This window comes from Mesorhizobium sp. WSM4820, from assembly GCF_055811075.1.
Map to the genome: position 1 here is coordinate 164,564 of NZ_JBVVQN010000011.1, position 13,278 is coordinate 177,841.

Sequence of the window (13,278 nt, forward strand, 5' to 3'; positions counted from 1 at the left end):
GGCTTTGCATGAAGAAACGCCGTGTCGGCAGCACCGCGCTGGAAATAACCGAGGTCAGCTTCGGCGGCGCGGCGGTCGGCGGGCTCTACCGAGCCTGTCCACGCGAGACGGCGATGCAGACGCTTCAGGTCGCCTGGGATGCCGGCTTGCGCTATTTCGATACCGCGCCGTTCTACGGCTTCGGCCTTTCGGAACGCCGCTTCGGCGATTTCCTGCGCGACAAGCCGCGGGACTCCTACGTGCTGTCGACCAAGGTCGGGCGCCTGTTGCGGCCGGTGCGGGAAGACCGGATTCCGGACCATTCCTATGTTGATCCGCTGCCCTTTGCGCCCGATTACGACTATTCCTACGACGGCATCATGCGCTCGGTCGAGTTCAGCCATGCGCGGCTTGGCCTCAATCGAATCGACGTCCTGTTCGTTCACGACATCGGTGTCTATACGCATGGCGTCGAGAAAACGAAGGTGCATTTCCGCCAGTTTATGGATGGCGGGCTGAAGGCGCTGGAAGAGCTGAAGTCGTCCAGGGTCATTTCCGCCTACGGCCTTGGCGTCAACGAGGTGCAGATCTGTCTCGATGTGCTGCGCCAGGCGTCGCTCGACTGCATCCTGCTCGCCAGCCGCTATTCGCTGCTCGACCGCACCGCCGAAGCCGAATTGCTGCCGCTTTGCCGGCAACGGCAGACCTCGCTGATCATCGGTGGTGTCTTCAACTCGGGCATCCTGGCGACCGGCCCGGTGCCGGGTGCGCATTTCGACTACCTGCCGGCCACCCAGGACATTCTCGACCGCGTCGGCGCCATGGAAAAAATCGCCGCCGAGGGCGGCTATCCGCTTGCCGCGGCGGCATTCCAGTTCCCGCTGCACGAGCCTGTGGTGGCTTCTGTGCTGACGGGCACCGCCAAGCCGGCCAATCTGGAACGAAATCTGCAACTGCTCGACATCCAGGTGCCCGAAACAGAATTCGCCAAATATGATCCCTACACGGTCGTTCAGAAGCTCGGCTGATGCGCTGCGGCCTTCGCCGGTTGAACGGCGGACGGTGCGATCAGGGGGCGCCCCACCCTATGCTTCAAAAAAGAATGGATATTCCATCTTGACTGGTAGATGGAATTAATATTCCATACCTTTTTGGAGAGGATTTGTGGGGTTTGACGGCACTCCCTTTCCGGTCGAGGCATAGGCAGGACGATACGAAACACCGCTTGCGTCGACCGGACCGATGCACTATCAAAATGCGGTAAATGTTTTTTATTGATAAAGTTCCGTTTGGCCAGCGCCTATCCAAACCGAGCTTCCGCTACGTTCACCGGGCGACCTAGGGAGGAAGTCTAAATGAAATTCGTGACCAGCATTCTCAACCGCCGCGCATTCGTGGCGCTCGCCGCCGCCTCGATGCTTGCCGGCGTGATGCATTCGGCGCCGGCTTCGGCGGCGGACGTAACCATTCCGATCATCGTCAAGGACACCACCTCTTTCTACTGGCAGATCGTGCTGGCCGGCGCCCGCAAGGCCGGCAAGGACCTCGGCGTCAATGTGCCGGAACTCGGCGCCCAGGCGGAGACCGACGTCAACGGCCAGATCTCGATCCTTGAAAACGCCGTCGCCGGCAACCCGGCTGCCGTGGTCATCGCACCGACCGAGGCCAAGGCGCTCGGCAAGCCGATCGACGAGGCAGCCACCAACGTCAAGATCATCGGCATCGATTCCGGCGCCGACTCCAAGGCCTTCACCTCGTTCCTGACCACCGACAATATCCAGGGCGGCCGGGTCGCCGCTGACGGGCTGGCGGCCGCGATCGGCGAAGCCAATGGCGGCAAAATCGAGGGCGACGTCGCCCTGATCACCGCGCTTCCGGGTGCGGGCTCGCTCGAGCAGCGCGCCCAGGGCTTCAAGGAACAGCTTGCCGCCAAATATCCCGGCCTCAAGCTCATTGCCGACAAATACGCCGACGGCCAGGCCACCACCGGCCTCAACATCGCAACCGACCTGATCACCGCCAACCCGAACCTCAAGGGCATCTTCGCCTCCAACCTGATCATGGCGCAGGGCGTCGGTCAGGCGATCGCCGAGAACAGCCTTGCCGGCAAGGTCGGGCTGATCGGTTTCGACAGCGACGAGAAGCTGGTCAAGTTCCTCAATGACGGCGTCATTTCCGGCCTCGTCGTCCAGGATCCGTACCGGATGGGCTATGACGGCATCAAGACGGCGCTCGCTGCCTCGAAGGGCGAGAAGGTCGAGGCCAATGTCGACACCGGCGCCAACCTCGTCACCAAGGCTAACATGAAAGATCCGAAGATCGACGCGCTGCTCAATCCGAAGCTCGACTGAGCACCGGCATTGGGACACCGTTTCCGGGGCTTTTTGCCCCGGAAACGACCTACACGCGTGCCACTCGTGAGGCCGATCTGGGAGGCCAATCTGGGAGGCCAATTGGGAGGAACGTCATGACGTCGACGGCGCAGGAACTGCATCCCGCCCCAACGCTGGAACCGGGCAGGACGATCCTCGAACTCAAGGGACTGGAAAAACGATATCCCGGCACGCACGCGCTGAAGCCGGTTAACCTCGCCTTCAAGGCCAGCGAAATCCACGCCATTGTCGGCGAGAACGGTGCCGGCAAATCCACCCTGATCAAGCTTTTGACCGGCGTCATGCCGCGCACCTCCGGCGATGTCATCTGGGAGGGAAAGCCGGCAGCGCTGGCGACGCCGCATGAGGCGATGGCGCTCGGCATCAATGCCGTGCACCAGGAGGTCGTTCTGTGCCGCCATCTCACTGTCGCGGCCAACATGTTCCTCGGCGAGGAGGATTCCCGCTTCGGCATACTGCAGCAGCGGGCCATGGTCAGGGAAGCGCAGAAGATCATCGACGATCTCGGCTTCGATCTGCCGGCGCATGTCGTGCTGGGTGACCTGACCATAGGCCAGCAGCAGCTGATCGCTGCCGCCCGCGCCACCGTGCGCGGCACCAAGTTCCTGATCTTCGACGAACCGACTGCCTATCTCACCCGCAAGGAAGCCGACCAGCTGTTCACGCTGATCCGCCGGCTGAAGGGCGAAGGCGTCACCATCATCTACATCAGCCACCGCATGGAAGAGGTGTTCGAGCTCGCCGACCGCGTCTCGGTGCTGCGCGACGGCACGCTTGTCGGCACCAGGAACATCGCCGAGACGAACGACGCCGAGCTGGTCAAGATGATGATCAACCGCTCGATCGAGCAAGTCTATCACAAGGAGCATTTTACCCCGGGCGCGACGCTGCTCGAAGCCAGGAATCTCTCCGGCAAGGGCTTCGAAAATGTCTCGATGACGGTCCGTGCCGGCGAAATCGTCGGGCTCTACGGCCTGATCGGCGCCGGGCGCAGCGAGTTCGTCACCACGCTCTACGGCCGTCACCGCAAGTCGGCCGGCCAGATCCTCTGGGAGGGCAAGGAGGTTCAGGTCAACTCCGAGCATGACGCCATCAGGCTCGGCATGGCGCTGGCGCCGGAAAGCCGCCGCGACCAGGGCCTCTGCCTCAACCTGCCGGTCGGCCTCAATCTCAACCTGCCGATCTACAAGCGCATCTCCAGCAATCTGCTGATCTCCAGCGCACAGGAGAAGACCGAGGCGGATCGCCAGATCGCCAATCTCAGGATCAAGACGCCGACGCGTCACGCGCTCGCCTCCAGCCTGTCCGGCGGCAACCAGCAGAAGATCGTCATCGGCAAATGGCTGGCGCACGGCGCCAAGCTGTTCATCTTCGACGAGCCGACAGTGGGCGTCGATGTCGGCACCAAAGCAGAAATCTACCGCCTGTTCGGCGAACTGTTGTCCAAGGGCGCCGGCATCATCCTGATCTCGTCCTACCTGCCCGAGGTCTATGAACTCGCCGACACGCTGCATGTGTTCCGGCGCGGCAAGCTGGTGGCCACTCATGGTTTCCACACTGCCGACCATGAGGAGATCCTCACCCAGGCGCTGGCCGAGAAACAAGAAAAAACGGGAGGACAGATATGAGCACCGAGGCGATCGCGGCCGAAAGGCCGAAACGCAACTACAACGCCCTGTTCGGGCTGACACTGCTGGCGCTGCTGGTTCTTTTGTGGGTTATCCTGTCGGTGGCGACGCCGAGCTTCGCCTCCGCCAACAACATCTCGAACCTGCTGCGGCAAGGTTCGATGATCGCCATCCTGGCAGTCGGCCAGACCTTCGTCATCATCACCGGCGGCATCGACCTTTCCGTCGGCGCCGTGGTTGGCTTCGCCACCGTCATCGTTGCGATGCTGATCAATGCCGGCGTGCCGATTTCCCTCGCCATCCTGATCACCTTGCTGGTCGGCGTCGCCATCGGCCTGTTCCACGGCTTTGGCATCGTCAAGATGGGCCTGCCGCCCTTCATCATCACGCTGGCGACGCTGACCTCGCTGCGCGGCATCGGCCTTTTGATGACCAATGGCAACTCGATCTCGATCAACAACGACGCCTTCCAGCTGTTTTCGCGCAGCTCGTTCCTCGGCGTCCCCAATCTGTTCTGGATGGTGATCCTGGTCGGCATCCCCGCCTACATCTTCCTGCATCACAGCCGCTGGGGCCGGTATCTGTTCTCGGTCGGCTCCAACGCCGAGGCCTCGCGTCTGTCCGGCGTCAACGTCCAGCGCACCATCTACATGGCCTATACGCTGTCGGGCCTCTGCGCGGCCTTTGTCGGCGTGCTGCTTGCCTCGCGCATCGGCATCGGCAATCCGACGCAGGCCGAGGGCTGGGAGTTGCAGGCGATCGCCTCGTCGGTGATCGGCGGCACCTCATTGTTCGGCGCCGTCGGCTCGGTGCACGGGCCGCTGCTCGGCGCCTTCATCCTCGCCACTATCAACAACGGCGCCAATCTCTTGAACGTCAATGCCTTCTGGCAGCGCATCATTACCGGCGTGCTGATCATCGTCATCGTCTATTTCGACGGCCTGCGCCGCCGCGGCAAATAGACCATCTTAAAAGCCGCCGGCCCGGCGATCGGGCCAGCGACGCCATGAACCGACTGGATCAAAGCATGAAAGCCGTCATCTGCCGTTCGCCCGGCGATCTTGTTGTGGAAGACCGCCCGGCGCCGAGCACACCACCGCCGGGCTGGGCGCTGGTCGCGGTCAGTCATGTCGGCATCTGCGGCACCGACTATCACATCTTCGAGGGCAAGCATCCGTTCCTCGCCTATCCCCGCGTCATGGGTCACGAGGTCTCCGGCACCGTGATCGAGGCCGGCGAAGGCGTCGATCTGGCCGTCGGCGACCCCGTGATCATCAATCCCTATCTCGCTTGCGGCAAATGCATCGCCTGCCGGCAAGGCAAGCCGAATTGCTGCGTCGGGATCGAAGTGCTCGGCGTCCACCGCGACGGCGCCATGTGCGAACGGATCCTGGTGCCGGCGCAAAATCTTTACCCGGCCAACGGCCTGTCGCTGGCCGATGCCGCCGCCGTCGAATTCCTGGCGATCGGGGCGCATGCCGTGCGGCGCTCGCTGGCTGATCCCGGCGCGCGCGCGCTGGTCATCGGCGCCGGGCCGATCGGCCTCGGCACAGCGCTGTTTGCCCGCATCGCCGGCCTCGACGTGACGCTGCTCGACATGAGTGCGGAGAGGCTGGGTTTTGCTGCAAGCGAACTCGGCTTCGCCACCCTCGACGGTTCGCGGCAGTCTGCGACCGATCTGGTGCGCGAGGCGACCAACGGCGAAGGTTTTGACGTGATTTTCGATGCCACCGGCAACACTCAGTCCGTGCAGTCGGCCTTCGCCCATGTCGCGCATGGCGGGACGCTGGTCCTGGTCAGCGTCGTCAAGGACGACATCGTCTTTTCCGATCCCGAATTCCACAAGCGCGAGATGACGCTGATCGGCAGCCGCAACGCTCTGCGCGCCGACTTCGACCATGTCGCCGCCTCGATCCGCGATGGTGCTGTGCCGCTGGAAAAGCTCGTCACCCATCGCACGACGCTTGGCGACACGCCGCGCGACCTCGCCCGCTGGGCGCACGAGAAATCGGGCCTGATCAAAGCTGTCATCCAGGTCGGATAAGACCGGACCTAAAGCGCCGATATCTTGAGCTCGACGCGCTCGGCCGGAAACCGCGTTTCGGCGAACTGGATCGGCTGGCCGTCCGGCGTGACGTTGACGGCGACCGTGACCAGCACGATGGCGCCGGGCTGCAGATCGAGATCGGCAAGGTCGGCGGCGTCGGCGTGGCGGGCCGACAGCACCGTCGATTGCCTGAGATAGTCACCGATGCCGAAACGCTGGAATGAGGCGGTCACCGATCCGGTTTCGGCCATGGCGGCATCGATGCCGGCGAAGAGAGCCGCATCGAACCAGCCGGTGGCACGCGAGACCGGTTGCCCATCGGCTTCGCCGCGTGTCTCGAGGCGTATTACAACAGAACCCCTGGCAAGCCCCAGCCCTTCGGCGACGCGCCGGCTGGCCGGCTCGACCGCCGATTCGAGCAGCACGCTGCGGCGCTCCGACGCCTGCCCTTGCAAGCCCTCGGAAAAGCGGGTGCGCGCGCCGATCGGATAGGACAGCCGCTTGCGCGACAGCACGAAGGTGCCGCGTCCCTGTTCGGCCCTGAGCACGCCATCCTGCACCAGTGCGGCGATGGCGCTGCGCACCGTATGGCGGTTGACGCCATAGCGCTCGGCCAGTGCAACTTCCGGTGGCAACGCAGCATTCTCGGCAAAGTCGCCAACGGCGATCGACTGCAGTATCTGGTCGGCGATCTGCCGCCACAGCGAGACGCCGCTGCGCCGCTCCAAGCTGCTGGCCATCTGCTGACCGATCATCTCTTTGCCCCGATCTTTTTCGCGCTGTCATCCATCCGTCATGGACACGCTTTAGAAAATAGCTATAATTTGTATAATTGTCTACATCATTATACAAATTTGGAAATAGAAGGAACAGCCGCCATGCGAGGACAGGAAGCGCGCGATCAGCAGCTTGAGCGCAAGGCCGTCATGGCGACGCTGGCGCAATCGACCGGCGACGATATCGTCCGCCTCTGGAACGAAGCCGGCCTGCCTTCGGAAGCAGAACTCCTGCGCGGCCCCGAAACCGGCCTGGTCACCGTGCGTGGCCGCATCGGCGGCGGCGGCGCGCCGTTCAACGTCGGCGAGGCGACGGTCACCCGCGCGACGGTGCGGCTTGCCTCGGGAGAGGTCGGCCACTGCTACGCGCTCGGCCGTGACAAGCAGAAAGCAAAACTGGCGGCGATCGCCGACGCGCTCTGGCAGGATCCCACAAGCCGCAACGAGGTCGAGAGCAAACTCATTGCCCCGCTGCAGGCCGCACTGGCCAGCGGACGTGAGCGGCGGCGCGCCGAGACGGCGGCAACGAAGGTCGATTTCTTCACCATGGTGCGCGGAGAAGACTGATGGACATCGCAACCCAGGCGATCGAGGGCGGCTTTGCCGATCCGGTGTTCGACGCCCAGACAGTGTTCCGCGCCGTGATGGACGCAATGGCGCGGCCGGGCACCCTGCAGCCTCTGCCGGTCTTTGCCCGCCCGCCGGCGCCGCTGTCGGCCACCGCAGGCGCCATCGCGCTGGCGCTGTGCGACAACGACACGCCGCTCTGGCTCGACCTCGTTTTGCAGGCCCCGGCAGCGATAAAATCCTGGCTCGGCTTCCACACCGGCGCGCCACTGGCCCACACGCCAGCCGATGCGCATTTCGCGCTGATCGCCACGCCGGCCGAGATGATGGCGCTCGACGGCTTTTCACAGGGCACCCAGGACTATCCCGACCGCTCGACGACGCTGATCCTGCAGGTCAGCGATCTTGTCTCAGGCGCCCCTCTGCTGCTCGAAGGTCCCGGCATCGAAACAACCGCGACAATCGCGCCGGCGCAAATGCCGCGCCACTTCGTCGAACAATGGAAGCAGAACAATCAGCGTTTTCCCCGTGGTGTCGACATTATCCTCGCCACCCCGGAAGGCGTTGCCTGCCTGCCGCGCACGACGCGCATCAAGACGATGGAGGCGTGATATGTATGTCGCAGTAAAAGGCGGTGAAGCGGCCATTGCCAACGCCCACGCCCTGCTCGACGACCGCCGCCGCGGCGACCGTTCCGTGCCGGCGCTGCGCCTCGACCAGATCGTCGAGCAGCTGGCGCTCGGCGTCGACCGGGTGATGAGCGAAGGTTCGCTCTACGATCGCGAATTGGCGGCGCTGGCCATCGTTCAGGCGCGCGGCGACATGATAGAGGCGATCTTCCTGGTTCGCGCCTATCGCACCACGCTGCCACGCTTCGGCTACACCAGGGCGATCGACACCGGGGCGATGCTGGTCGAGCGGCGCGTGTCGGCGACCTACAAGGATCTGCCCGGCGGCCAGCTGCTCGGCCCGACCTTCGACTACACGCATAGGTTGCTCGATCCCGAGCTTGCCGCCGGCGGCGATGTCGCCGAGCCGCTGCAGCGCGCCAGCGACGCGGAAGCCATGCCGCGCGTCTCCGCCATCCTCGCCCGCGAAGGCCTGATCGAGCCCGACGGCGACATGCCGCAGGACCATATCCCTGGCGACATCACCCGCGAGCCGCTGGAATTCCCGATGGCGCGCGACATCCGCCTGCAGGCGCTGTCACGCGGCGACGAGGGTTTTTTGCTGGCGCTCGGCTATTCCACCCAGCGCGGCTATGCCCGCAACCATCCCTTCGTCGGCGAGGTTCGCATCGGCGAGGTCGAGCTGGAACTCGACGTGCCGGAGCTGCCTTTCGCCGTACCGCTGGGTACTGCGCGTGTCACCGAGTGCCAGATGGTTAACCAGTTCAAGGGCTCGGCCAAGGCGCCGCCGCAATTCACCCGCGGCTACGGCCTCGTCTTCGGCCAGAGCGAGCGCAAGGCGATGGCCATGGCGCTCTGCGACCGCGCGCTTCGTGCAACCGAATTCGGCGAAGATGTCGTCGCCGCTGCCCAGTACGAGGAATTCGTCATCTCGCATTCCGACAATGTCCAGGCGACCGGCTTCGTCGAGCATCTGAAGCTGCCGCACTATGTCGACTTCCAGGCCGAGCTCGACCTGGTGCGCCGCATGCGCGCCGAGCATGACGCCCGCGAGAATGCCGGCAAGGTCGAAGAAAAAAGGGAGGCCGCGGAATGACCGCACAACCGACCGATATCGCAACCTACAACTTCGCCTATCTCGACGAGCAGACCAAGCGGATGATCCGCCGCGCGATCCTCAAGGGCATCGCCATTCCCGGCTATCAGGTGCCGTTCGCCTCGCGCGAAATGCCGATGCCCTATGGCTGGGGCACCGGTGGCGTCCAGGTTACCGCTTCGATCATCGGCCCCGACGATGTGCTGAAGGTCATCGACCAGGGCGCCGACGATACCACCAATGCGGTTTCGATCCGCGCCTTCTTCAAGAAGGTCGCAAATGTCGCCGTCACCACCGACACGGCGAAGGCGACCATAATCCAGACCCGCCACCGCATTCCCGAACATCCGCTGACCGCAGGACAGGTGCTGGTCTATCAGGTGCCGATTCCCGAGCCGCTGCGCTTCCTCGAGCCGCGCGAGACGGAAACGCGCAAAATGCATGCGCTGGAGGAATACGGCCTCATGCATGTAAAACTCTACGAAGACATCGCCAAGCACGGTCGCATCGCCACCACCTACGCCTATCCGGTCAAGGTCGAGGGTCGCTATGTGATGGACCCGTCGCCGACGCCGAAGTTCGATAACCCGAAAATGCACCGTTCGCCGGCCCTGCAACTGTTCGGTGCCGGCCGCGAAAAGCGCATCTATGCGCTGCCGCCTTTCACCGAGGTAGTCAGCCTCGACTTCGAGGACCATCCGTTCGAAGTGCAGACCTTCGACCAGCCCTGCGCACTGTGCGCGGCCGAGAACGTCTATCTCGACGAGGTCATCCTCGACGACCATGGTGGCCACATGTTCGTCTGCTCCGATACCGACCATTGCGAGAAGCGGCGCGAGCAAGGCCATCGCGGCCACCTTGCGCCCGAAACCCCTCCTGCCCTGGAAAAAAGGGAGCCGGCGCAATGAGCGACGAGCCGCTGCTGCGCGTTTCCGCGCTGTCCAAGTTCTACGGCTCGCGCATTGGTTGCGAGAACGTCAGCTTCGACCTGTGGCCGGGCGAGGTGCTGGCAGTGGTCGGCGAATCCGGATCCGGCAAGACGACGCTGCTCAACTGCCTGTCGACCAGATTGCTGCCGAGCTCCGGCACCGCCAGCTACCGCATGCGCGACGGCCAGTTCCGCGAGCTTTACCGCATGAGCGAGGCCGAGCGCCGCTTCCTGATGCGCACCGACTGGGGTTTTGTCCATCAGAACCCCGCCGACGGGCTGCGCATGACGGTTTCGGCCGGCGCCAATGTCGGCGAGCGGTTGATGGCGGTCGGCGATCGCCACTATGGCAAAATCCGCGCTACCGCCGTCGACTGGCTGTCGCGCGTAGAGATCGACGAGGACCGTATCGACGACGAACCGCGCGCCTTTTCCGGCGGCATGCGCCAGCGCCTGCAGATCGCCCGCAACCTCGTCACCGGGCCGCGGCTGGTGTTCATGGACGAGCCGACCGGCGGCCTCGACGTCTCGGTGCAGGCGCGCCTGCTCGACCTGTTGCGCGGCCTGGTCACCGATCTCGGCCTGGCGGCGATCGTCGTCACCCACGACCTTGCGGTGGCGCGTCTGCTGTCGCAACGCATGATGGTGATGAAGGACGGCCGCGTCGTCGAAAGCGGCCTCACCGACCGCGTGCTTGACGATCCCCGCGCGCCCTACACCCAGCTTCTCGTTTCTTCCATTCTGCAGGTGTGATCATGGCAACCCCGCTCGTCGTCTCCGATGTCGCCAAGAGCTTCACCATGCATCTGCGCGACGGCATCAGATTGCCGGTCGTCGCCGGCGTGTCGTTCTCGATCAGGAGCGGCGAATGCGCCGTGCTCGGCGGCCCCTCCGGCGCCGGCAAGAGCTCGATCCTGAAGATGCTCTACGGCAACTATGCCGTCGATGCAGGCCAGATCATCGTCCAGCACGAGGACGGGCTCATCGATCTGGCGACGGCCAGCCCACGCACCGTGCTTGCCGTGCGCCGGCTCACGATCGGCTATGTCAGCCAGTTCCTGCGCACCGTGCCGCGCGTCTCGGCGCTGGATGTCGTCGCCGAACCGCTGGTCGAGCGCGGCCAGGACCGCGAGGTCGCGCGCGGCAAGGCACGCGCCTTGCTGGCGCAACTCAACCTGCCGGAAAAGCTCTGGGCACTGCCGCCGGCGACCTTTTCCGGCGGCGAGCAGCAGCGCGTCAACATCGCGCGCGGCTTCATCACCGACCACCCGATCCTGCTGCTCGACGAGCCGACAGCCTCGCTCGACGCCAGCAACCGCGACGTGGTGATTGCGCTGATCGCGGCCAAGAAGGCGGCCGGCGTCGCCCTGCTTGGCATCTTCCACGATCACGATGTGCGCGAGGCAGTGGCCGACCGCGTCATCGACGTGACCGCTTTTGCCGCCGGGAAAATCGCCGCATGACCAGAAAACTGTCGGAAACGCCGCTGGTCCACGAAACGGCGGAAGTCGACAACTCGACGCTCGGCCGCTGGACCGAGATCGCCGAACGCTGCCGGCTTTCGGAAAGTACGCTCGGTGACTATTCCTACATGATGCAGGACTGCAGCGCCTGGTGCGCGACGATCGGCAAATTCGCCAACATCGCCGCCAGCGTGCGCATCAATGCCACCAACCATCCGACCTGGCGGCCGACGCTGCACCATTTCACCTATCGCGCCTCTGACTATTGGGACGACGCCGAGCACGAGAGCGAATTCTTTGCCCAGCGCCGCGCCAAACGGGTCACCATCGGCCACGACACCTGGCTTGGTCACGGCTCGACCATCCTGCCCGGCGTCAGCGTCGGCGACGGCGCAGCGGTCGGCGCCGGCGCCGTGGTGTCGAAGGACGTCGCGCCCTACACCATCGTCGGCGGCGTGCCGGCCAAACCGATCCGCGAACGCTTCGACCGCCGCACGGCGGAACGCTATCAGGCGCTTGCCTGGTGGGATTGGGACCATGCCCGCCTGCGCGCCGCGCTCGACGATTTTCGCGCGCTTTCGGCGGAAGCATTTCTGGAAAAATACGGCGGTTAGTGAATGGTGAATGGTCAATAGTGAATGGCGGCAGGGAAGCCGTTCTTGTCACCATTCACCATTCACTTGATCGAACCGCGTCCGCCGGCTCGCCCCTTCCAGGCTGTGGATGGTAACAAAACTGACATCAATCCGACACCGCGGTTTCACGCGGCTGCGCTAGCCAAGGTTAACAGACCTTCGAAACGCGACTGGACTGGAACCGGCCTATGTCAGCAACCTCAGCCACGCTCGAAATCCGCGGCGTCACCCGCCGGTTTGGCAGGAACACCGCCGTCAGCAATGTCGACATCTCGATCCCGCACGGCCAGATGGTCGGCATCATCGGCCGCTCGGGTGCCGGCAAGTCGACGCTTTTGCGCATGATCAACCGCCTCATCGATCCCAGCCAGGGCTCGATTTTCTTTGACGGCGCCGAAGTCTCGAGCCTGCGCGGTTCGCTGCTCAGGCGCTGGCAGCGCGATTGCGCCATGATCTTTCAGCAATTCAACCTAGTGCCGCGTCTCGACGTGCTGACCAATGTACTGCTCGGCCGGCTCAATCACCGCTCGACCGTTGTCAATCTGCTCGGTGTCTTCTCCCGCGAGGAACGGGCCGAGGCGATCGCGGCGCTCGAGCGTCTCGACATCGCCGGCACGGCGCTTCAGCCGGCCGGCACCTTGTCCGGCGGCCAGCAGCAGCGCGTCGCGATTGCCCGCGCCATGATGCAGCAGCCGAAAGTCATCCTCGCCGACGAGCCGATCGCCTCGCTCGACCCGCTCAACGCCAAGGTGGTGATGGATTCGCTGCAGGACATCAATCTGCGCGAGGGCCTCACCGTGGTCACCAATCTGCACACGCTGGATACCGCGCGCAACTATTGCAACCGCATCATCGGCATGGCCGCCGGCAAGGTGGTGTTCGACGGCCCGCCCGAAGAGCTCAATCGGGAGGCTGTGCGCATGGTCTATGGCGCCGACAGCAATGGCGGCGAAATCTCCGAGGCGATCACCTCGACCAGCGTCACCATCAAGCAAAAAATCGTCGCATCCGCCGGACCGCTCGAGCCCGCATTTCCCGGCTACTAGGTCGACGATCCGGCAAGTGGATACCGGTATACGAGTATACGAAAGCAGACGACGAAAGAGCGCCTGGACCGCCAGTACGCGCATCAAGGCC

At 64.1% G+C, this 13,278-nt stretch carries 14 protein-coding genes; 13 read left to right on the plus strand and 1 reads right to left on the minus strand.

From position 1 onward, the window contains the following. Window positions 1-8: 8 nt before the first annotated feature. The 5 genes from AC0L2R_RS19230 (at window position 9) to AC0L2R_RS19250 (ending at window position 6,044) form a co-directional block, all read left to right on the plus strand. On the plus strand, window positions 9-1,007 hold the full coding sequence (locus AC0L2R_RS19230; protein WP_473510825.1) for an aldo/keto reductase: 999 nt from the start codon (window positions 9-11) through the stop codon (window positions 1,005-1,007). 327 nt (window positions 1,008-1,334) lie between these two features. Further along, on the plus strand, window positions 1,335-2,330 hold the full coding sequence (locus AC0L2R_RS19235; protein WP_027153111.1) for an ABC transporter substrate-binding protein: 996 nt from the start codon (window positions 1,335-1,337) through the stop codon (window positions 2,328-2,330). A gap of 116 nt (window positions 2,331-2,446) precedes the next feature. Continuing rightward, window positions 2,447-4,000 (plus strand): sugar ABC transporter ATP-binding protein, encoded by a 1,554-nt coding sequence (locus AC0L2R_RS19240; RefSeq protein ID WP_473510827.1) that lies wholly within the window; start codon window positions 2,447-2,449, stop codon window positions 3,998-4,000. Continuing rightward, on the plus strand, window positions 3,997-4,962 hold the full coding sequence (locus tag AC0L2R_RS19245) for an ABC transporter permease (protein ID WP_473510829.1): 966 nt from the start codon (window positions 3,997-3,999) through the stop codon (window positions 4,960-4,962). The genes AC0L2R_RS19240 and AC0L2R_RS19245 overlap by 4 nt, the downstream gene beginning before the upstream one ends. 65 nt (window positions 4,963-5,027) lie before the next feature. Continuing rightward, a complete protein-coding gene (locus AC0L2R_RS19250; RefSeq protein ID WP_473510831.1) occupies window positions 5,028-6,044 on the plus strand; it encodes a zinc-binding alcohol dehydrogenase family protein in 1,017 nt (338 codons plus the stop codon). Window positions 6,045-6,052: 8 nt separating this feature from the next. Here AC0L2R_RS19250 and phnF read toward each other — a convergent pair whose 3' ends face one another. Beyond that, on the minus strand, window positions 6,053-6,802 hold the full coding sequence (gene phnF, locus AC0L2R_RS19255) for a phosphonate metabolism transcriptional regulator PhnF (RefSeq protein ID WP_473510833.1): 750 nt from the start codon (window positions 6,800-6,802) through the stop codon (window positions 6,053-6,055). Window positions 6,803-6,925: 123 nt separating this feature from the next. On the opposite strand from phnF, the gene phnG reads away from it, so the two are divergent. From phnG to phnC, 8 genes are all read left to right on the plus strand, one after another. Next, complete coding sequence (phnG, locus tag AC0L2R_RS19260) at window positions 6,926-7,390, plus strand: phosphonate C-P lyase system protein PhnG (RefSeq protein WP_473510835.1); 465 nt, start codon at window positions 6,926-6,928, stop codon at window positions 7,388-7,390. Further along, complete coding sequence (phnH, locus tag AC0L2R_RS19265; protein ID WP_473510837.1) at window positions 7,390-8,001, plus strand: phosphonate C-P lyase system protein PhnH; 612 nt, start codon at window positions 7,390-7,392, stop codon at window positions 7,999-8,001. Before phnG ends, phnH begins: the two co-directional genes overlap by 1 nt. Window position 8,002: 1 nt before the next feature. After that, entirely contained in the window at window positions 8,003-9,115 is a 1,113-nt protein-coding gene (locus AC0L2R_RS19270; protein WP_473510838.1) for a carbon-phosphorus lyase complex subunit, read from the plus strand. After that, a complete protein-coding gene (locus AC0L2R_RS19275) occupies window positions 9,112-10,023 on the plus strand; it encodes an alpha-D-ribose 1-methylphosphonate 5-phosphate C-P-lyase PhnJ (protein ID WP_473510840.1) in 912 nt (303 codons plus the stop codon). Before AC0L2R_RS19270 ends, AC0L2R_RS19275 begins: the two co-directional genes overlap by 4 nt. Beyond that, window positions 10,020-10,796: a phosphonate C-P lyase system protein PhnK gene (gene phnK / locus AC0L2R_RS19280; RefSeq protein ID WP_023797357.1), complete on the plus strand. Its 777-nt coding sequence runs from the start codon at window positions 10,020-10,022 to the stop codon at window positions 10,794-10,796. The genes AC0L2R_RS19275 and phnK overlap by 4 nt, the downstream gene beginning before the upstream one ends. Before the next feature lie 2 nt (window positions 10,797-10,798). After that, window positions 10,799-11,506 carry a phosphonate C-P lyase system protein PhnL gene (gene phnL, locus AC0L2R_RS19285; protein ID WP_473510842.1) on the plus strand — a complete coding sequence of 236 codons (708 nt, stop codon included), beginning with the start codon at window positions 10,799-10,801 and terminating at the stop codon, window positions 11,504-11,506. Further along, window positions 11,503-12,120 carry a DapH/DapD/GlmU-related protein gene (locus AC0L2R_RS19290; protein ID WP_128173456.1) on the plus strand — a complete coding sequence of 206 codons (618 nt, stop codon included), beginning with the start codon at window positions 11,503-11,505 and terminating at the stop codon, window positions 12,118-12,120. The genes phnL and AC0L2R_RS19290 overlap by 4 nt, the downstream gene beginning before the upstream one ends. Before the next feature lie 209 nt (window positions 12,121-12,329). Continuing rightward, window positions 12,330-13,187 carry a phosphonate ABC transporter ATP-binding protein gene (phnC, locus tag AC0L2R_RS19295; protein ID WP_473510844.1) on the plus strand — a complete coding sequence of 286 codons (858 nt, stop codon included), beginning with the start codon at window positions 12,330-12,332 and terminating at the stop codon, window positions 13,185-13,187. The last annotated feature ends 91 nt before the right edge of the window (window positions 13,188-13,278 follow it).

Excerpts from the sequence above, each read along its gene's own strand:
- phnC (WP_473510844.1), top strand. The coding sequence starts at position 12,330 with ATGTCAGCAACCTCAGCCACGCTCGAAATCCGCGGCGTCACCCGCCGG.
- phnF (WP_473510833.1), bottom strand. The coding sequence starts at position 6,802 with ATGATCGGTCAGCAGATGGCCAGCAGCTTGGAGCGGCGCAGCGGCGTC.
- phnG (WP_473510835.1), top strand. The coding sequence starts at position 6,926 with ATGCGAGGACAGGAAGCGCGCGATCAGCAGCTTGAGCGCAAGGCCGTC.
- phnL (WP_473510842.1), top strand. The coding sequence starts at position 10,799 with ATGGCAACCCCGCTCGTCGTCTCCGATGTCGCCAAGAGCTTCACCATG.
- AC0L2R_RS19270 (WP_473510838.1), top strand. The coding sequence starts at position 8,003 with ATGTATGTCGCAGTAAAAGGCGGTGAAGCGGCCATTGCCAACGCCCAC.
- AC0L2R_RS19275 (WP_473510840.1), top strand. The coding sequence starts at position 9,112 with ATGACCGCACAACCGACCGATATCGCAACCTACAACTTCGCCTATCTC.
- AC0L2R_RS19245 (WP_473510829.1), top strand. The coding sequence starts at position 3,997 with ATGAGCACCGAGGCGATCGCGGCCGAAAGGCCGAAACGCAACTACAAC.
- AC0L2R_RS19235 (WP_027153111.1), top strand. The coding sequence starts at position 1,335 with ATGAAATTCGTGACCAGCATTCTCAACCGCCGCGCATTCGTGGCGCTC.
- AC0L2R_RS19290 (WP_128173456.1), top strand. The coding sequence starts at position 11,503 with ATGACCAGAAAACTGTCGGAAACGCCGCTGGTCCACGAAACGGCGGAA.
- AC0L2R_RS19230 (WP_473510825.1), top strand. The coding sequence starts at position 9 with ATGAAGAAACGCCGTGTCGGCAGCACCGCGCTGGAAATAACCGAGGTC.
- phnK (WP_023797357.1), top strand. The coding sequence starts at position 10,020 with ATGAGCGACGAGCCGCTGCTGCGCGTTTCCGCGCTGTCCAAGTTCTAC.
- AC0L2R_RS19240 (WP_473510827.1), top strand. The coding sequence starts at position 2,447 with ATGACGTCGACGGCGCAGGAACTGCATCCCGCCCCAACGCTGGAACCG.
- phnH (WP_473510837.1), top strand. The coding sequence starts at position 7,390 with ATGGACATCGCAACCCAGGCGATCGAGGGCGGCTTTGCCGATCCGGTG.
- AC0L2R_RS19250 (WP_473510831.1), top strand. The coding sequence starts at position 5,028 with ATGAAAGCCGTCATCTGCCGTTCGCCCGGCGATCTTGTTGTGGAAGAC.